General features: G+C 72.3%; 18 protein-coding genes. 10 read left to right on the top strand and 8 right to left on the bottom strand.

The genetic code is table 11. The features are described from left to right. Positions 1-125 precede the first annotated feature (125 nt). The 6 genes from rpe to ABZX75_RS18235 all read left to right on the top strand — a co-directional run bounded on the left by rpe (position 126) and on the right by ABZX75_RS18235 (position 5,032). A complete protein-coding gene (rpe, locus tag ABZX75_RS18260) occupies positions 126-812 on the top strand; it encodes a ribulose-phosphate 3-epimerase (RefSeq protein ID WP_355411581.1) in 687 nt (228 codons plus the stop codon). A gap of 105 nt (positions 813-917) precedes the next feature. Beyond that, on the top strand, positions 918-1,964 hold the full coding sequence (locus ABZX75_RS18255; RefSeq protein WP_355411579.1) for a sugar-binding domain-containing protein: 1,047 nt from the start codon (positions 918-920) through the stop codon (positions 1,962-1,964). 116 nt (positions 1,965-2,080) lie between these two features. Next, the gene (locus tag ABZX75_RS18250) at positions 2,081-2,302 is read left to right on the top strand and encodes a CarD family transcriptional regulator (RefSeq protein WP_355411577.1); all 222 of its coding nucleotides are present in this window, start codon (positions 2,081-2,083) and stop codon (positions 2,300-2,302) included. Between the two features lie 49 nt (positions 2,303-2,351). Next, positions 2,352-2,867: a ribonuclease domain-containing protein gene (locus ABZX75_RS18245; RefSeq protein ID WP_355411575.1), complete on the top strand. Its 516-nt coding sequence runs from the start codon at positions 2,352-2,354 to the stop codon at positions 2,865-2,867. Next, complete coding sequence (locus tag ABZX75_RS18240; RefSeq protein WP_355411573.1) at positions 2,864-3,277, top strand: barstar family protein; 414 nt, start codon at positions 2,864-2,866, stop codon at positions 3,275-3,277. Before ABZX75_RS18245 ends, ABZX75_RS18240 begins: the two co-directional genes overlap by 4 nt. Before the next feature lie 291 nt (positions 3,278-3,568). After that, positions 3,569-5,032 (top strand): GuaB1 family IMP dehydrogenase-related protein, encoded by a 1,464-nt coding sequence (locus tag ABZX75_RS18235; RefSeq protein ID WP_355411823.1) that lies wholly within the window; start codon positions 3,569-3,571, stop codon positions 5,030-5,032. A 190-nt stretch (positions 5,033-5,222) separates the two neighbouring features. On the opposite strand, the gene ABZX75_RS18230 is transcribed toward ABZX75_RS18235, so the two are convergent. The 6 genes from ABZX75_RS18230 to ABZX75_RS18205 all read right to left on the bottom strand — a co-directional run bounded on the left by ABZX75_RS18230 (position 5,223) and on the right by ABZX75_RS18205 (position 11,325). Next, a complete protein-coding gene (locus ABZX75_RS18230) occupies positions 5,223-6,458 on the bottom strand; it encodes a histidine kinase (RefSeq protein WP_355411571.1) in 1,236 nt (411 codons plus the stop codon). After that, positions 6,455-8,182, bottom strand: a complete 1,728-nt coding sequence (locus tag ABZX75_RS18225) for a cation acetate symporter (protein ID WP_355411569.1) — start codon at positions 8,180-8,182, stop codon at positions 6,455-6,457. Before ABZX75_RS18225 ends, ABZX75_RS18230 begins: the two co-directional genes overlap by 4 nt. Before the next feature lie 289 nt (positions 8,183-8,471). Continuing rightward, positions 8,472-8,747: a hypothetical protein gene (locus ABZX75_RS18220; protein ID WP_355411567.1), complete on the bottom strand. Its 276-nt coding sequence runs from the start codon at positions 8,745-8,747 to the stop codon at positions 8,472-8,474. 176 nt (positions 8,748-8,923) lie between these two features. Next, complete coding sequence (locus ABZX75_RS18215) at positions 8,924-9,754, bottom strand: LytTR family DNA-binding domain-containing protein (RefSeq protein ID WP_355411565.1); 831 nt, start codon at positions 9,752-9,754, stop codon at positions 8,924-8,926. 75 nt (positions 9,755-9,829) lie between these two features. Beyond that, on the bottom strand, positions 9,830-10,834 hold the full coding sequence (locus ABZX75_RS18210) for a GDSL-type esterase/lipase family protein (RefSeq protein WP_355411821.1): 1,005 nt from the start codon (positions 10,832-10,834) through the stop codon (positions 9,830-9,832). Between the two features lie 194 nt (positions 10,835-11,028). After that, positions 11,029-11,325 carry a hypothetical protein gene (locus tag ABZX75_RS18205; RefSeq protein WP_355411563.1) on the bottom strand — a complete coding sequence of 99 codons (297 nt, stop codon included), beginning with the start codon at positions 11,323-11,325 and terminating at the stop codon, positions 11,029-11,031. Between the two features lie 468 nt (positions 11,326-11,793). Here ABZX75_RS18205 and ABZX75_RS18200 point away from each other — a divergent pair, with 468 nt between their 5' ends. After that, the gene (locus ABZX75_RS18200) at positions 11,794-13,278 is read left to right on the top strand and encodes an amino acid permease (protein ID WP_355411561.1); all 1,485 of its coding nucleotides are present in this window, start codon (positions 11,794-11,796) and stop codon (positions 13,276-13,278) included. Between the two features lie 16 nt (positions 13,279-13,294). Beyond that, complete coding sequence (locus ABZX75_RS18195) at positions 13,295-13,750, top strand: Lrp/AsnC family transcriptional regulator (RefSeq protein WP_073920257.1); 456 nt, start codon at positions 13,295-13,297, stop codon at positions 13,748-13,750. A gap of 132 nt (positions 13,751-13,882) precedes the next feature. Here the strand turns inward: ABZX75_RS18195 and ABZX75_RS18190 are convergent, their stop codons facing one another. Beyond that, positions 13,883-14,182, bottom strand: a complete 300-nt coding sequence (locus tag ABZX75_RS18190; RefSeq protein WP_355411559.1) for a WhiB family transcriptional regulator — start codon at positions 14,180-14,182, stop codon at positions 13,883-13,885. Positions 14,183-14,516: 334 nt separating this feature from the next. Between ABZX75_RS18190 and ABZX75_RS18185 the strand changes: the two genes are divergently transcribed. Both ABZX75_RS18185 and ABZX75_RS18180 read left to right on the top strand, forming a co-directional pair. After that, positions 14,517-15,317, top strand: a complete 801-nt coding sequence (locus tag ABZX75_RS18185; protein ID WP_355411819.1) for a carbon-nitrogen hydrolase family protein — start codon at positions 14,517-14,519, stop codon at positions 15,315-15,317. Positions 15,318-15,365: 48 nt separating this feature from the next. Continuing rightward, positions 15,366-17,063 (top strand): NAD(P)/FAD-dependent oxidoreductase, encoded by a 1,698-nt coding sequence (locus ABZX75_RS18180; RefSeq protein ID WP_355411557.1) that lies wholly within the window; start codon positions 15,366-15,368, stop codon positions 17,061-17,063. 105 nt (positions 17,064-17,168) lie between these two features. Here ABZX75_RS18180 and ABZX75_RS18175 read toward each other — a convergent pair whose 3' ends face one another. Then, on the bottom strand, positions 17,169-17,858 hold the full coding sequence (locus tag ABZX75_RS18175) for a DUF5995 family protein (RefSeq protein WP_355411555.1): 690 nt from the start codon (positions 17,856-17,858) through the stop codon (positions 17,169-17,171). Between the last annotated feature and the right edge of the window lie 46 nt (positions 17,859-17,904).

Below are 17,904 nucleotides of genomic sequence, written 5' to 3'. Positions count from 1 at the left end.
CCGTGCATAGGGAGAAACACGAAGGACAAGTGAAACGTTCTCCATGATCGTTTAAGGGATGCTACGCACCGCGGGAGATGCGGGGTCCTGGCCGGAAGCCGCTGGGGGCATGGCAGGCTTGGGGCATGGCCGCTCAGATTTCTCCCAGCATCCTGTCCGCCGACTTCTCCCGCCTCGCTGAGGAAGCGAAGGCCGTCGAGGGGGCCGACTGGCTGCATGTCGACGTCATGGACAACCATTTCGTCCCGAATCTCACCCTCGGTATGCCGATCGTCGAGTCCTTGAGCAGGGCGACGGACATCCCGCTGGATCTGCACCTGATGATCGCGGACCCCGACCGCTGGGCTCCCCAGTACGTGGAGGCCGGCGCGGGCTCGGTCACCTTCCACGCCGAGGCCGCGGCCGCGCCCGTACGACTGGCGCGGGAGATCCGGGCGCAGGGGGCGCGGGCCTCGATGGCGCTCAAGCCCGGGACGCCGATCGAGCAGTACGAGGACATCCTTCCCGAGCTCGACATGCTGCTGATCATGACGGTAGAGCCGGGCTTCGGCGGCCAGCCCTTTCTCGACATCATGCTTCCCAAGATCCGGCGCACCCGTGAGCTGATCTCCAAGCACGGTCTGGAGCTGTGGCTCCAGGTGGACGGCGGGGTCTCGGCCTCGACCATCGAACGCTGTGCCGAGGCCGGAGCCGACGTCTTCGTCGCGGGCAGCGCGGTCTACGGGGCGGTCGACCCGGCCGCCGCCGTGCGTACTCTTCGTGAGCAGGCGGACGCGGCGATCGCCCTCGCGCCGTGGGCTTGCGACCACTGAGCCAAGCCTTGATGAACAGCTCGGTGAACGGAGACTGTCCGGGCTGATCAACCGCCGTTGGATCTGACAGGATGAACGGCGAGTCGAGAGTGTGAACACGAGCGTGTGAACAGCAGTGAGGAGAACGCGGTGTCTGCAATGTCGGCGGGACGGTCAGCCCTGCGGATGGGACCCGCGGAGCTGGTGCAGGCGGCGGCCATGGCGCGCCGCTTCTACCTGGAGGGGAAGTCCAAGATCCAGATCGCCGAGGAGTTCGGCGTGAGCCGCTTCAAGGTGGCCCGGGTCCTGGAGACGGCCCTCGAACGTGACCTCGTGCGCATCGAGATCCGGGTACCGGCCGAACTGGACGCGGAGCGCTCCGACGCGCTGCGCGCCCGGTACGGGCTGCGGCACGCGGTCGTCGTGGAATCGCCGGCCGACGCCACCGAGGACGCCCCCGACCCGGAGAACCTCGGCGCGGTCGCGGCGGACCTGCTCGGCGAGCTGGTCAACGAAGGTGACGTGCTGGGACTGGCCTGGGGCCGGTCGACCATTCACATGGCCGCCTCCCTGCACCGGCTGCCGCCGTGCACCGTGGTGCAGCTGACCGGCGTGTACGACGCGGGGACCGCCGAGCGGGGGTCCGTGGAGGCGGTACGGCGGGCCGCGCAGGTCTCGGGCGGGGACGCCCACCCCATCTACGCGCCGATGCTGCTACCCGATCCGGCGACCGCGGCAGCGCTGCGCGGCCAGACCGGGATCGCGCGCGCCTTCGAGTACTTCGACAAGGTCACCGTCGCGGCCGTCTCCATCGGGTCGTGGGAGCCGGGGATCTCGACCGTCCACGACATGCTGACCGACGAGGAGCGGGCCCACTACGCCTCGCTGGGCGTGGCGGCCGAGATGTCCGCCCACCTCTTCGACTCCGAGGGGCGGCGGGTGGGACGCGACCTCGGCGAGCGCTGCATCACGGTGGAGGCGGACCGGCTGCGGCGGATCCCCGAGGTCGTGGCGATCGCCGGCGGGCTGCGCAAGGCATCGGCGATCGGGGCGGTGCTGCGCTCCGGGCTGGTGACCAGCCTGGTCACGGACACGGCCGTCGCCGACTACCTGCTGACCGAGTCGGCCCCGGGCCTGCGGCCGGCGCTGGAGCGGGCCGACCCTGACGACTGACCGAGCCTGATCGGCCCTGATGCTCGGGGCGGAGGCCACCGCTGGTGCGGATGGTGCCGGAATTGAGATCCGAACGGCGGCCCGCGAGGCGGCCCGCTGGGCGCATACTGGTTCCAATGACAAAGTCAGCAGTACCTCGCCGCCATTTGCCGTCCAGCCCGTTCAAGGCCCCCGTGGAACCGCCGCTCCGGCAGTTCAGCGTCGGCGACCGGGTTACTCACGATGAGCACGGCCTCGGCCGTGTCGTCGGTATCGAGGAGGGGATCGCCGTTCTCGTTGACTTCGGGTCGGTCCAGAAACGCATCCTGAGTCCCTACACCAAGATGGCCAAGCTCTGAGGCCAGTGGGCGATTCGCGAGCGAATCGGATATTTGGCACGATCGGTGCATGATCTTCGGGAACGTGCCCCGATCGTTGCTGCGTTTGCTGGGGGCTGTGTTCCTCTGCGCCGCGCTGGTCGGTGCGGTGGGCTGCGGCGGGAAGAAGCCCGCGCCCGCCGCCAGCGCCAGTGCCAGTGCCAGTGCTGATCTGAGCGCGGGGCCCAGCGCTTCACCCAGTGCGCCTCCCGGGGCGCCCAGTGCTGGTCGCAGTGCCGTCCCGAGTGCCGTCCCGGAGTGGGCGAGGGGGATGGCGACCGTACGGGCCGACGCCCTGCCGCGGCAGGCGCGGGACGTGCTCGCGCTGATCGACGAGGGCGGGCCGTATCCGTACCGGCAGGACGGGACCGTCTTCGGGAACTTCGAGAAGGTCCTGCCCAGGCAGAAGCGCGGCTACTACCACGAATTCACCGTGAGGACTCCGGGAGAGCGTGACCGTGGCGCCCGGCGGATCGTGACGGGGCAGGGTGGGGAGTTCTTCTACACGGACGACCACTACAAGACCTTCAAGGCGGTTCTCCGATGACCCTGGACGCGCAGCCGCTCGCGCCGGCGCTCGCAGCCGCCGAGAAGGCGGGCTGGACGACCGTACGGCTGGACCTGGACGACGTACGCGGCAAGGCCGGGCTGATGCGGCGGTGCGGGGAAGCCCTGCGGGTGCCGGAGTGGTTCGGCGGGAACTGGGACGCGCTGGCGGACGCGCTGAGGGACCTGTCGTGGCTGCCGGTGGTTCCGGGGCGGTTGGTGGCCGTGACGTCCTGGCGGGAGTTCGCCGCCGCGCGGCCGGCCGACTGGGAGACGCTGGTGGAGATCCTGGAGGAGGCCGTCGACTTCTGGCGCGAGGAGGACGGGGCGCCCGCGTTGACGGTGCTGTTGGCCGAACCGGCCCCTGGGGGCCCGCCCCAGACCTCGCGCCTCAAACGCCGACGGGGCTGACAGGCCCCTGGTGGGCGCCGTCCCCGGCCACGGCGCAGAAGGAGCCCGCTCAGAGACGTCCGGCAGGCGGATCCGTGGCGCCGCCGGGCCGGCGCCGGGACCTGGTCCACCGGGGTATGGACGCGCCGACCGCCGTCCGCCGCGCCGTCGGGACCACGATCCCGTAGGAAACGACCAGGCGGCCCGGTATGTCCTGGACGATCAGCCCGGGCGGCATACGGGCCGGGACGTGGGAGAATGAAGTACGTGCGTTTCCTCGGCTGCCCTGACGGGCAGGACGGGCCCCTCCGAATCGACTGGGATGTTCAGCACGTGCGTTTCCTCAATGACCTGAAGCCGCCGTACGACCTCACGTACGACGATGTGTTCATGGTGCCGAGCCGCTCCGCGGTCGGTTCCCGCCAGGGCGTCGACCTGTCCGCGCCCGATGGCACCGGCACCACCATTCCGCTCGTCGTGGCGAACATGACCGCCATCGCGGGCCGCCGGATGGCCGAGACGGTCGCCCGCCGCGGCGGGCTCGTCGTCATTCCGCAGGACATCCCGATCGAGATCGTCACCGACGTCATCTCCTGGGTGAAGACCCGCCACCTCGTGCTCGACACCCCGATCACGCTGGCGCCCGGCCAGACCGTCGCCGACGGGCTGTCGCTGCTGCACAAGCGCGCCCACGGCGCCGGTGTCGTCGTCGACGGCGAGGACCGCCCGATCGGCGTCGTCACCGAGCACGACCTGAGCGGTGTGGACCGTTTCACGCAGCTCTCCGAGGTCATGTCGAAGGAGCTGCTGCTCATCGACGCCGACATCGACCCCCGCGAGGCCTTCAACAAGCTCGACGCCGGCCACCGCAAGCTGGCCCCGGCCGTCGACAAGGACGGCAAGCTCGTCGGCATCCTCACCCGCAAGGGCGCGCTGCGCGCCACCCTGTACACCCCGGCCACCGACGCCAACGGCAAGCTGCGGATCGCGGCCGCCGTCGGCATCAACGGCGACTTCGCGCAGAAGGCCAAGCAGCTGCTCGACGCGGGCGTGGACACGCTCGTCATCGACACGGCGCACGGCCACCAGGAGTCGATGATCAACGCGATCAAGGCCGTCCGCGCGCTGGATCCGCAGGTCCCGATCGTGGCCGGCAACATCGTCGCCGCCGAGGGCGTCAAGGACCTCATCGACGCCGGCGCGGACATCATCAAGGTCGGTGTGGGCCCCGGCGCCATGTGCACCACCCGCATGATGACCGGCGTGGGCCGCCCGCAGTTCTCCGCGGTGCTGGAGTGCGCGGCCGAGGCGAAGAAGTACGGCAAGCACGTGTGGGCCGACGGCGGTGTCCGCCACCCGCGCGACGTGGCGATGGCGCTGGCCGCCGGCGCGTCCAACGTGATGATCGGCTCCTGGTTCGCCGGGACGTACGAGTCCCCGGGCGACCTCCAGCAGTCCGCCGACGGGCGCCTGTACAAGGAGTCCTTCGGCATGGCCTCCGCGCGCGCCGTGCGCAACCGCACCTCCGAGGAGTCCGCCTACGACCGCGCCCGCAAGGCGCTGTTCGAGGAGGGCATCTCCACCTCGCGCATGTTCCTCGACCCGGCCCGTCCGGGCGTCGAGGACCTGATCGACTCGATCATCGCGGGTGTCCGCTCCTCCTGCACCTACGCCGGTGCCGGCTCCCTCGCGGAGTTCGAGGAGAAGGCCGTCGTGGGCATCCAGTCCGCCGCCGGTTACGCCGAAGGCAAGCCGCTGCACGCCAGCTGGAGCTAGGTCCCTTTTCGCCCGTGGCCCCGGCCGTCCCCTGGTGGACGGACCGGGGCCCCGGGCGTCCCCGGGGTGGTGCGGGGTCGTGCGGGCGGGGCGCTCGGTGCTCGTCTTCCCCGCCGTTTCCCGGGGCTCCGCCCCAGACCTCGCGCCTCACACGTCGGCGGGGATGACCTCCGGCCCCGCCGCCGACCGGTCAGTACCCGGCGAGCCGGCCGTTCGGCGGTGAACTGTGCACGCCGGCCCGGTATTTGGGGATCCGAAGGGTGACCTTCATGCCGGCGCCGATACCCGTCTCGATCACCGGGCCGTACTCGTCCCCGTACACCTGTCGAATCCGCTCGTCGACATTGGGCAGCCCGATGCCGGAGGAGGATCCGCTGCGCTCCCCGGCCAGGATCCGGCGCAGCAGCGCCGGATCCATCCCGATGCCGTTGTCCTCGATGGTGATCACCGCCTCCGAGCCCGCGTCCCGGGCGGAGATGGTGATCCGGCACTCCTCGGTGGAGTCCTCCAGCCCGTGCTTGACCGCGTTCTCCACCAGCGGCTGAAGGCACAGGAAGGGCAGCGCCACCGGCAGCACCTCAGGCGCCACCTGGAGCGTCACCTTCAGCCGGTCCCCGAACCGGGCCCCGGCCAGCGCCAGATACTGCTCGATGGAGCGCAACTCGTCGGCGAGGGTGGTGAAGTCGCCGTGGCGCCGGAAGGAGTAGCGGGTGAAGTCCGCGAACTCCAGCAGCAGGTCCCGGGCCCGCTCCGGGTCCGTCCGCACGAACGAGGCGATGGCGGCGAGCGAGTTGAAGATGAAATGCGGCGAAATCTGCGCCCGGAGCGCCTTGATCTCCGCTTCCATCAGCCGCGTCCGCGAGCGGTCCAGCTCCGACAGCTCCAGCTGTACGGAGACCCAGCGCGCGACCTCGGTCGCGGCCCGCACCAGTACCGCCGACTCCCGCGACCCGTAGGCGACCAGTGCGCCCAGCACCCCGTCCTCGCCCGTGAGCGGAGCCACCACCGCCCACTTCAGCGGGCAGTCGGGCCGCTCGCACCCGGTCCGTACGCTCTGACTGCGCCCCGACTCCAGCATCTCCGTCACCCGGGCCATCGCCCGCCGCTGGTGGTGGTCGGCGCCCGGGCCGTCCCAGGCCAGCACCGCCTCCCGGTCGGTCAGACACAGTGCCTCCGTGCCCAGCAGCGACCGCAGCCGCCGGGCGGCCTTGCGGGCGGCGTCCTCGGTCAGGCCGGCGCGCAGCGGGGGAGCGGCCAGCGAAGCGGTGTGGAGGGTGTGGAAGGTGGCCCGCTCCACCGGCGTGCCGAGGTCCAGGCCGGCCGCCCGCTCACCGCGCCGGGCATGCCACCGCCCAGCCGTCCAGCCGACGCCCAGGAGCAGGGCCGCGCACGCCACCGCCAGCACGGCCGGCGCCGCCCCGGTCACCGCACCCCCCCGCGGTCCACGGCCACGTCCTCCGGCAGGTGCAGCCGGGCCAGGATGGCCGCCGTACCGCCCGGTATCCGCGAGCGGGTGCCCAGCGAGACCAGCACCATCGTCAGGAAACCGAGCGGCACCGACCACGCGGCCGGCCACGCCAGCAGCGTGTGCGTCCAGCCCGCCGGGGCCAGCCCGGCCCGCGTCGCCAGCACGGCGCTCAGCGCCGCCCCGCCGCCCGTGACCAGACCGGCCACCGCCCCCGGCGGCGTCAGCCCGCGCCACCAGATGCCCAGCACCAGCAGCGGGCAGAACGACGAGGCCGACACGGCGAAGGCCAGGCCCACCGCGTCCGCCACCGGCACGTGGCGGGCGGCCACGCTTCCGGCCAGCGGCACGAGGACCGCCACGAGTACCGCGAAGCGGAAGCTGCGCACCCCGCGCATCGGCAGCACGTCCTGGTGCAGCACCCCGGCCACCGCCATGGTCAGCCCCGAAGCCGTCGACAGGAAGGCGGCGAAGGCGCCCCCGGCCAGCAGCGCCCCCAGCAGTTCGCCGAGCAGTCCGCCCAGCATGCGGTCCGGCAGCACGAGCACCGCCGCGTCCGTGTCGCCGGTGAGGGCGAGCTCGGGTGCGTAGATCCGGCCCAGCGCCCCGTACACCGGCGGCAGCAGGTAGAAGGCACCGACCAGCCCGAGCACGACCAGCGTGGTCCGCCGCGCGGCCCGCCCGTTGGGGCTGGTGTAGAAGCGCACCGCCACGTGCGGCAGGCCCATGGTGCCCAGGAACGTGGCCAGGATCAGGCCGTACGTCGCGTACAGCCGGTACTCCTTCCCGTCCTCGGACAGCGGCTCGGACCAGCTGGACATGCCGGGACCGGCCTCGGCCCGGGTCTGCGGGACGGCGGTCTGCGGGGCGAACTCCAGCCGCGTGCCCGCCCGTAAGGAGTGCTGCCCGGCGGCGAGGGTCACCGGAGCAGCCTCGTGCGCATGCCCGTCGACCTGGCCCGTCACGGTCAGCGTGAGCGGTGCGTCCACGGCCAGCCGTACGTCCTCGGCGAGCGTGACCGAGGTGTGCGTGCGGAAGACGGCCGGCGCGTCGAAGGTGGCGCGCGGCGCGCCGTCCCCGGCCCAGGCGGCGATCAGGAAGAAGGCGGGCACCAGCAGGGCGGTGAGCTTGAGCCAGTACTGGAAGGCCTGCACGAAGGTGATGCTGCGCATGCCGCCGGCGGCCACGGCCGCGCTCACCACGGTGGCGACGACCACCCCGCCGGCCCAGTGCGGGGCACCCGTCAGGATCTCCAGGGTCAGTCCGGCGCCCTGGAGCTGGGGCAGCAGGTACAGCCAGCCGACCCCGACGACGAACAGCACCGCGATCCGGCGCACCGCCTGCGACTCCAGGCGGGCTTCGGCGAAGTCGGGCAGCGTGTAGGCGCCCGAGCGGCGCAGCGGGGCCGCCACCAGGATCAGCAGCACCACGTACCCGGCGGTGTAGCCCACCGGGTACCAGAGCATCTGGGGCCCTTGCAGCAGCACCAGCCCCGCCACGCCGAGGAAGGAGGCGGCGGAGAGGTACTCCCCGCTGATGGCCGCCGCGTTCAGGCGGGGGCCGACGGTGCGGGAGGCGACGTAGAAGTCGGAGGTGGTCCGGGATATCCGCAGACCCAGCGCGCCGACCAGGACCGTGGCCAGGACGACGACGGTGACCGCGGTCAGCGCGTACGTCTGGTTCACCGGTCGGTCCTTCGGCGGGGCGGGGGGCGGGGGCGGCGGCAGGCAGGGGCGAACCGGAGTCTATGCATCCCCGCGGGCCCGGCGACAGACATGATCCGGCCGGGGCCCGGCCGGTCGGGGCCGTCGCGCCGGGCCGGGCCCTGCCGGTACGCCCGCACCCCGAGGCCCGGCACCCGCCGCGCACCGCTCGGAGGCCGGTTCCGACCGCGCCGGAGGAACACCGGAGCCCCGGCTGTCCGGGGCCGGTGAACCGGGCGCGGGTGCGGGGTGCGGGGTGCGGGCGGCTGGTTCAGGTCGCGGGGTCGCGGTGCTCCGCGCAGTCGCGCAGGGCGATCTCCAGCTCCACGTACGACTCTTCCGCGCGCCGGAAGGCCAGCGTCAGGGCCGCCTCCGCGCGGGGCGGCACCTGGCGGCGTACGTCCTCGCCCGCCTCGTACAGGACGTCGGCCCAGCGGGCGGCCGCGCTGCGCAGCCCGGCCAGCAGGGCCTCGGCCTCGGCGGGCCCGGCCGGCTGGCTGCGGGGCAGTCCGGTGAGCGCGTCGAGCAGCGCCTGCATCTCGGACATCACGCTCCTCCCGGGCACCGGAAGATCCACGATACGCACGGGCCGCGGGTCCGGCGGGCCGGTGCCCCGCCCGCTGCGGCCGACGGCCCCGGCGGATCGCCCTACGCCCCTCGCCGTGCGACGAACGGCTCCGCAACGCGCGCCGGACGGTCGACCGGTGTCCGCGCGCCCGCCGCTCAGCCCGTCGCCTGGCGCATCAGCAGCTCTCGCAGCTCCCGCGCGTGCCTGCGGCTCACCTGCAGCTCCGCCGACCCGACCCGGACGCTGGTCGTGCCCGCATCCAGCCGGAGCTCGTCGATCCGGGCCAGCGCCACCAGGTGGCGGCGGTGGATCCGGACGAAACCGCGAGCCGCCCATCGCTCCTCCAGCGTGGACAGCGGGATCCTGACCAGGTGACTGCCCTCGTCGGTGTGCAGCCGGGCGTAGTCGCCCTGCGCCTCGACGTAGGCGATGTCGGCGATGGCCACGAAACGGGTGACCCCGCCCAGTTCCACGGCGATCTGGTCCGGGGCGCGGTCGGCGGCGACGGTGACCCCCGCGCCCGGGCGGCGCGCCACCGGCACGGCCGGGACGGCAGGCGCGGCCCCGGGAGTGGCGGGCGGCCGCTCCCCGGACCGGTCCAGCTGGGCGCAGGCCCGCCGGACGGCCTCGGCCAGCCGCTCCGGGCGCACGGGCTTGAGTACGTAGTCCACGGCCTTGAGGTCGAAGGCCTGCACGGCGAAGCCCTCGTGGGCGGTGACGAACACGGTCAGCGGCGGCCGGGCGAAGCCGGCCAGCAGCCGCGCGATGTCGAGGCCGGTCAGCCCGGCCATGTGGATGTCGAGGAAGACCACGTCGATGCCGTCGGGCCCGTCCGGGCCGCTCTCCAGCGCCCGGGTGATCCGGCGCAGGGCCTCGGTGGCGTCGGAGGCGCCCTCCGCGCTGTGCACCCGGGGGTCGGAGCGCAGGAGGTAGAGGAGCTCCTCGAGGAGCGGCTTCTCGTCGTCGACGGCCAGTACGCGCAGCATGCGGCCGAGTCTAGGTTTCGCCCCGCCGGGACGGAACGGTCCGCGGACCCCGCCGCCTTCACTCACCCCGCCCCTTCACTCGCCCCGGCCCTTCACGCACCCCGCCGCCTTCACTCGCCCCGCGCCGAACCCGGTCCGGCGCAGAGCCGCGGCCACGGCGAGGCCCAGTACCCGGTGTCCGGCGTCATTGGGGTGCAGCCCGTCCGCCAGGTGCTCGGGACCCAGCAGGCCGCGCCCCGGAAGCACGGCCAGGCGGTCGTCCCCCGCGGCGATCCGTTCCCGGGTGGCGCGCTCCATGGCATCGCGCAGGGCGCCGAGGGTGGCGCCCAGCCTGTTCGGGGTGCGCTCCGCGTCGGGGCGCAGGACGGGGGAGACGAGCAGCAGCGGGGTCCGTGGATGCCCCTGCCGCAGCAGGTCGAGGAAGGTACGCGTGGTCTCGTACAGCAGCGGCGCCGAAAAGGGCACGCCCGTCCAGCAGTTGGTGCCGAAGGCGAGCGTGAGGACATCGGCCGGCAGGCCCGCGAGCTGCTCGGCGACGGCCAGCTCGCCGCGCGCGGCGCCCGCGTAGCCGAGGTTGACGGCGTCCCAGCCCAGCGCGCGGCCGGTGACGGCGGGCCAGCCGTGCGCGGGTCGGGTGGACCACCAGCCCTCGGTTATGGAGTCGCCGTGCACCACCCAGCGCGGGGCGGGGGGTGCCGGGGTGAGGGGGCCGCCGATTCCGCGCAGGCCGAGGATCAGCGGGGACTGCGTCTCGGGCGGGTGGATGGTGAACGGCCCGTGGCCTCCGCGCAGTTCGATCCGTACGACGGACTCCGCGGCCGGGTCGGTGAACACCTCGGTGACCACCCCGTGCCGGTCCCACAGGGCGAATCCGTGGGCGAGGTCGCGCAGGGCGTCGGTGGGACCGGGCAGGATCGCCCGGTAGCGGATCTCCACCGCCCGCGCGGCCTCGGTGGCGAACTCCAGGCGCACCCCGATGGGCACGGCGGCCCGTTCGCCGGTGTCCCAGGGCAGCCGCATGGCGTCCGCGGGGTCGGCGCGCACCGGGCGGCCCTTGTCCAGCCAGGCGACCCCGCGCAGGAACGGAGCGGGGTCCTGCCAAGGGCCGTGGCCGCTGTTCCCGCCGTGACCGCCGTGACCGCCGTGACCGCCGTGACCGCCGTGACCGCCGTGACCGCCGTGACCGCCTGGGTCGCGGCTGCCGCTGCCGCCGTCGTCGTCGCGCTGGTCGTCGTGCTCACTCACTCTTCGCCTCCGGTCGTCGGATACGGGAACTACTGCCCCGCCACGTACGAGGACGGGGGCGCGCCGGGGGAGTACAGGGCGGCCGCGCTGTCCGCGGTCTCGGCGACCCGGCCCAGCGGGACGTTCTCCGCGCCGCGCCGCCGCCCCTCGCCGCCCGGCAGGCGGCCCCGCCGTGGCCACACCACCCCCGGCGCCACCGCGTTCACCCGTACCCGCTCGGAGCCGGTTCGACCGCCGCCGAGCGCACCATTGCGCCGGCCCGGCCTCGCCGGCGCCGTACGCGGCGTGCGGGCGGCCGCCCGGTACGGGGCCACACCCCCCGCCACTCGTCCCGGGACTCCGCCGGGTCCACCCCGCAGTCCGTCCGCTCCAGCGGAGCGGAGCGCCGGCGGATCCCCCCCCTCCACCCGGCGCCCGGACGGCACGCACGGACGCGCTGCCCGGCGGCTCCGGCACGTCGATCCCGCGGCGCAGGTACAGATCCATGGCGGCACGCTGCGGCAGATCTGACGAGGTGTCAATAATCGGGTTCGAGGGGGTCTGCGCAGCGATCGATCATCTGCGCGCAACAAAGGACCATCCAGGACAGATCCACGCAACGATCGTGCGGCAATGTGCAAGGATGGCGCATTACGGGCGGTATCACTCAGCTCGTAGGCTCACTCGCTGTACGTGGAGTGGCGTGGACCGCCTGCTCGGCGGTTCCCCATGTTCAGGCTCTGCCTGCTCCTGCTCCGGACCGCTGCGGTCGATGCCTGTCAGTCCCCATCCGCAGCGACTAAGGAGTACCCCTCGTGCTCGACCACGGCCAGGCGCCACCACTCGCCACCGAGCCCCGCAAGCCTGCCCACCCGCTGCTCCGACGCAAGCCGGTCGAGCAGTTGGTCGCCGAGGGCGGTCAGGGAGAGGGCGGCGCGCTCAAGCGCTCGCTCACCATGTGGCAGCTGACCATGATCAGCATCGGCGCGACCCTGGGCACCGGCATCTTCGTCGTCCTCGGCGAGGCCACGCCGATCGCCGGTCCGGCCGTCTTCATAGCCTTCATCATCGCGGGCCTGACCGCGCTGTTCTCCGCGCTCTCGTACGCCGAGCTGGCGGGATCGATCCCGGTCTCGGGCTCCTCCTACTCGTACGCCTACGCCACCATGGGCGAGCTCATAGCCTGGGTCTGCGGCTGGTGCCTGATCCTGGAGTACGGCGTCTCGGTCGCGGCCGTCGCCGTCGGCTGGGGCCAGTACCTCAACGAGCTGCTCGACGGCACGCTCGGCCTGACCATTCCCGAGGGCTTCTCCGCGCCGCTGGGTGAAGGCGGCTACATCAACCTGCCGGCCCTGGTCGTGGTCCTGCTGTGCATGGTGTTCCTGCTCCGCGGAGCCAAGGAGAGCGCCCGGATCAACTCGATCATGGTGGGCGTCAAGATCGTCACGCTGGTGCTCTTCTGCGTCATCGGCTTCATGGGCATCAAGGCCGGCAACTACACGCCGCTGGCGCCGCTCGGCATCACCGCCATCAGCACCGCCGCCTCCATGCTCTTCTTCTCGTACATCGGCTTCGACGCGGCCTCCACGGCCGGCGAGGAAGCCAAGAACCCGAAGAAGGACCTGCCCCGCGCGATCATGCTCTCGCTGCTGATCGTCACCGCGCTGTACTGCCTCGTCGCGCTGGTCGCGGTCGGCGCCATGCCGTGGCAGGACTTCGAGGGCAGCGAGGCCGCCCTGGCCCAGATCATGCAGAACGTCACCGGCCACAGCTTCTGGAGCGTCATCCTCGCCGCCGGTGCGGTCGTCGCCATCGCCAGCGTCGTCTTCGCCGTGCTCTACGGCCAGACCCGCATCCTCTTCGCGATGGCCCGCGACGGCCTGATGCCGAAGGCCTTCGCCAAGGTCGACCCGAAGACCGGCACGCCGCGCGTCAACACGATCATCGTCTGCCTGTTCTGCGGCATCCTCGCCGCCACCATCCCGCTGGGCGAGCTGGCGAACGCCACCAGCATCGGCACCCTCTTCGCCTTCGGGCTGGTCAACGTCGCCGTCGTCATCCTGCGCTACAAGCGCCCCGACATGAACCGCACCTTCAAGGTCGCGCTCTTCCCCGTCACCCCGATCCTGGGCTTCCTCTTCTGCGCCTACCTGATGCTGGAGCTCCCGGGAGTCACCTGGGCGGTCTTCGGTGGCTGGATGGCGGTCGGGCTCGTGATCTACTTCTTGTACGGCATGCGCCGCTCCAGCCTGGCCACTGTGGCCACCGTGGCCGCTTCGGCCGCGGAGGCCGCTGAATAGAAGTGATTCACCTCCCGTGCGACTGAACGATCTCGACGAACGCATCGTGCACGCCCTCGCGGAGGATGCCCGCCGCTCCTACGCGGACATCGGCTCCGAGGTCGGGCTCTCCGCCCCCGCCGTGAAGCGGCGGGTGGACCGGCTACGGGCCGAAGGGGCCATCACCGGCTTCACCGTCCGGGTGGACCCCGCCGCCATGGGCTGGGAGACCGAGGGCTTCATCGAGATCTACTGCCGCCACAACACCTCGCCGGACGACATCCGGCGAGGTCTGGGGCGCTACCCCGAGGTGGTGTCCGCGTCGACCGTCACCGGCGACGCGGACGCCCTCGTCCAGATCTTCGCCTCCGACATGCGCCACTTCGAGCGCGTGCTGGAGCGGATCGCGGGGGAGCCGTTCGTGGAGCGCACCAAGTCGGTGCTGGTCCTCTCGCCGCTCCTGCGCCGCTTCACGTCGGGCGCGCCTGCCTAGACGTAGGCGGCGTCCTGCCGGTTCGGGTGCCGTTGCTCGTGCGTTCCGTGCCAGTGCCAGTGCCAGTGCCAAGGTCCGGGACCGTGGGGGTGCCGGTCCGGGTGCCGGTCGCCCGCGGCCGGCACCCGCCTTTCAGGCCCGGCCCGCCATGGCGGCACCCGGACGGGCCAGCAGCGCGTGGCGCTCCTCCTCGGTCAAGCCGCCCCAGACCCCGAACGGCTCCCGGGTGCGCAGCGCGTGCTCCAGACAGGCCGTACGCACCGGGCACCCCGTGCACACCCGCTTGGCGGCCGCGTCACGCTCCTCCCGGTCCTCGCCCCGCTCACCGGCGGGATGGAAGAACCGGCCCGACCCCAGCTCCCGGCAGGCCGCGCGGGTCTGCCACTGCCAGTGGTGGTGCACGGCGCCGGGCAGGCGTGAGACGTCGGTCATGGCAGTTCCTTTCCGTGGGTTGCCCCGCGTTTGACCGCTCGGCGCCCCTTGAAACCCGCGTCGGCCTACCATCCGAGGGCCCCGGACAGCTCTGCTCCCGCCCAGTACCGAGAAGCCGGACCCGCCGGATGACCAGGGGCCGGCGGAGGCTCTGCCGCGGGTATGACGGGGGTATGACGGGGTCCACAGGGCCTCGCGCAACGAATCGCCGCGCTCGGGCCGGAACACGCAACGAATCGATGCGCGCAGCACAACGGTCACGGCTTGTCGCGGTGGAAGGCGTGAACGTACCGTCTTAGGACAACCCCACCCCTCCTGCCACAGAGGTATGCCCATGCCCCCGCTGCGCACCGCCCTCCTTCAGAGCTCCGGACGGCTCGGCGACACCGCCGAGAACCTCAAGGCGCTCGACGAGGCCGCGGCGCGCGCCGCACAGGGCGGGGCCGGGCTCCTGGTGACCTCGGAGATGTTCCTCACCGGCTACGCCCTGGACGTCCAGGACATCGCCGGCCTCGCCGAACCGGCCGACGGCGCGTCCGCCCACGCCATCGGCATGATCGCCCGCCGCCACGGGGTCGCCGTCCTGTACGGCTACCCCGAGCGCGCGGGGGACGCCGTCTTCAACGCGGCGCAGCTCATCGGCCCCGACGGGGTCGCGCTCGCGAACTACCGCAAGACGCACCTCTTCGGCTGTTTCGAGCAGGACGCCTTCACGCCGGGTGACACCCCCGTCGTCCAGGCGGACCTCGGCGGTCTCCGCGTCGGCATCATGATCTGCTACGACGTGGAGTTCCCCGAGAACGTCCGGGCCCACGCGCTGGCCGGCACCGACCTCCTCCTGGTGCCGACCGCGCAGATGCACCCGTTCCAGTTCGTCGCCGAACAGCTCGTCCCCGTACGGGCCTTCGAGAACCAGATGTACATCGCGTACGTCAACCGCACCGGCCCGGAGGGCGAGTTCGAATTCATCGGACTCAGCTGCCTGGCGAGCCCCGACGGGGTCACCCGTACCCGGGCCGGCCGCGGCGAGGAGCTGGTGTTCGGCGAGGCCGACGCCGAGCTGCTGCGGGCCTCGCGCGAGAACAACCCGTACCTGCGCGACCGCCGCCCCGGGCTCTACGCCTCCCTCGTCTAAGACCTCTTCCCCCAGCCCTGCCGCAAGCTCGCAAGGAGACGTACCCCCATGACGTCCACGGTGCCCACCACCGCCGTCCCGCACAGCGACGGACAGCCGCCGATCACCATGTTCGGCCCGGACTTCCCGTACGCGTACGACGACTTCCTCGCCCACCCGGCGGGCCTGGGCCAGATACCGGCGACCGAGCACGGCACCGAGGTCGCGGTCATCGGCGGCGGACTGTCCGGCATCATCTCCGCGTACGAGCTGATGAAGATGGGCCTCAAGCCCGTCGTCTACGAGGCCGACCAGATCGGCGGCCGGCTGCGCACCGTCGGCTTCGAGGGCGTCGGCACCGACGAGCTGACCGCGGAGATGGGCGCGATGCGCTTCCCGCCGTCCTCCACGGCGCTCCAGCACTACATCGACCTCGTCGGCCTGACCACCCAGCCCTTCCCGAACCCGCTCTCCGAGGCCACGCCCTCCACGGTCGTGGACCTCAAGGGCGAGTCGCACTACGCCGAGACCATCGCCGACCTCCCGCAGATCTACCGCGACGTCGCCGCCGCGTGGAACGCCTGCCTCGACGAGGGCGCCGACTTCTCCGACATGAACACCGCCATGCGCGAGCGGGACGTCCCGCGCATCCGCGAGATCTGGGCCAAGCTGGTCGAGAAGCTCGACGACGAGACCTTCTACGGCTTCCTCTGCAAGTCCGAGGCCTTCCAGTCCTTCCGCAAGCGCGAGATCTTCGGCCAGGTCGGCTTCGGCACGGGCGGCTGGGACACCGACTTCCCGAACTCCATCCTGGAGATCCTGCGCGTCGTCTACACCGAGGCCGACGACCACCACCGCGGCATCGTGGGCGGCTCGCAGCAGCTCCCGCTGCGCCTGTGGGAGCGCGAGCCCGAGAAGATCCTGCACTGGGCGCAGGGCACCTCGCTGTCCTCCCTGCACGACGGGACGCCGCGCCCGGCGGTGACCCGCCTCCACCGCACCGCGGGCAACCGCATCACGGTCACCGACGCGTCGGGTGACATCCGTACGTACCGCGCCGCGATCTTCACGGCCCAGTCCTGGATGCTCCTGTCCAAGATCGAGTGCGACGACACGCTCTTCCCGATCGACCACTGGACGGCGATCGAGCGCACCCACTACATGGAGTCGTCCAAGCTGTTCGTCCCCGTGGACCGGCCGTTCTGGCTGGACAAGGACGAGCAGACCGGGCGCGACGTCATGTCGATGACCCTGACGGACCGGATGACCCGCGGCACCTACCTGCTGGACAACGGCCCGGACAAGCCCGCCGTCATCTGCCTCTCGTACACCTGGTGCGACGACAGCCTGAAGTGGCTGCCGCTGTCGGCGAACGAGCGGATGGAGGTCATGCTGAAGTCCCTCGGCGAGATCTACCCCAAGGTCGACATCCGCCGCCACATCATCGGCAACCCGGTGACCGTGTCCTGGGAGAACGAGCCCTACTTCATGGGCGCGTTCAAGGCGAACCTCCCGGGCCACTACCGCTACCAGCGGCGCCTGTTCACCCACTTCATGCAGGACCGCCTCCCCGAGGACAAGCGCGGCATCTTCCTCGCGGGCGACGACATCTCCTGGACGGCCGGCTGGGCCGAGGGCGCCGTGCAGACCGCGCTGAACGCGGTGTGGGGCGTCATGCACCACCTCGGCGGCTCGACGGACGCCACCAACCCGGGCCCGGGCGACCTCTACGAGGACATCGCCCCGGTCGAACTCCCGGAGGACTGACCGCAGCCCTCCCGGCCCCGCATACCCGGGCCGTCGCCGTGCGCTGGAGACCGCACGGCGGCGGCCCGTTTCCATGCGGACGTGCGGTAGGTGCGGACCGCCGGCCTAGACGGCGTTCGCCCAGGTGGCTCCGGCTTTCCGGCGGGTGGGGGTGAGCAGGCAGCGGCCGACCAGGCCGACGCCCGCGTCCAGGGATTCGCGGAACTCCTCGGCCAGGTCGGGCGCGTGGCGCAGGGTCCACAGCAGGCGGGCCGCCGCCCAGGCGCCCGCGCGGGCCCGCTCCAGGCTCCAGGAGCCGATGAGGTGGGTCAGCGGGTCGGCGATCTCCAGGAGGTCGGGGCCCGGCATCAGCTCCTCGCGGATGTGTTCCTCCAGCGAGACCAGGGTGTCACCGACCCGGTCGAAGTCGGCCTCCAGGGCGGCCGGTTCGCAGTCCAGGGCGCGGCACGTGGACACCACCGCCAGCGCCAGGTCGTGCCCGATGTGCGCGTTGATGCCGGCCAGGGCGTGCTGGAGCGGCCGGACGCCGGGGTGGCGGCGGTACTGGAACAGCGGCCGCCAGCACGCCGGGACCGGCCGGTCACCGCCGGCCGCCGCCTCCACCGCCGTCAGGTAGTGCTCCGCGAACCGCACGCTGAGGGTCTGCGCCGCCCGGGGCGCCGGGAACCGCCCGCGCTCGATGCGGCGGTGCAGCGTCTGCGTCACCGTCAGGTACACCCGGTTGAAGACGGCGACGCCGTCCTGCGCGGGGAGCCGCTCGTCCAGGGCGCGCATCCGCGCGAGCACCGCTTCCATGGGACGCAGAGTCGCAGGTGCCGGCGCCGATCCGGGGAACTTGGCC

Origin of the sequence: Streptomyces sp. NPDC003038 (assembly GCF_040611115.1) — a bacterium.
GTDB lineage: Bacteria > Actinomycetota > Actinomycetes > Streptomycetales > Streptomycetaceae > Streptomyces.
Note: the sequence above shows the minus strand (reverse complement) of the source record. Positions and strands in the feature narration are given on the sequence as shown.

Coding starts and splice junctions, on each gene's coding strand:
- rpe (WP_355411581.1), top strand. CDS start 126: ATGGCCGCTCAGATTTCTCCCAGCATCCTGTCCGCCGACTTCTCCCGC.
- ABZX75_RS18250 (WP_355411577.1), top strand. CDS start 2,081: ATGACAAAGTCAGCAGTACCTCGCCGCCATTTGCCGTCCAGCCCGTTC.
- ABZX75_RS18245 (WP_355411575.1), top strand. CDS start 2,352: ATGATCTTCGGGAACGTGCCCCGATCGTTGCTGCGTTTGCTGGGGGCT.
- ABZX75_RS18240 (WP_355411573.1), top strand. CDS start 2,864: ATGACCCTGGACGCGCAGCCGCTCGCGCCGGCGCTCGCAGCCGCCGAG.
- ABZX75_RS18220 (WP_355411567.1), bottom strand. CDS start 8,747: ATGTCCGAGATGCAGGCGCTGCTCGACGCGCTCACCGGACTGCCCCGC.
- ABZX75_RS18215 (WP_355411565.1), bottom strand. CDS start 9,754: ATGCTGCGCGTACTGGCCGTCGACGACGAGAAGCCGCTCCTCGAGGAG.
- ABZX75_RS18190 (WP_355411559.1), bottom strand. CDS start 14,182: ATGACCGACGTCTCACGCCTGCCCGGCGCCGTGCACCACCACTGGCAG.
- ABZX75_RS18185 (WP_355411819.1), top strand. CDS start 14,517: ATGCCCCCGCTGCGCACCGCCCTCCTTCAGAGCTCCGGACGGCTCGGC.
- ABZX75_RS18180 (WP_355411557.1), top strand. CDS start 15,366: ATGACGTCCACGGTGCCCACCACCGCCGTCCCGCACAGCGACGGACAG.
- ABZX75_RS18175 (WP_355411555.1), bottom strand. CDS start 17,858: ATGGAAGCGGTGCTCGCGCGGATGCGCGCCCTGGACGAGCGGCTCCCC.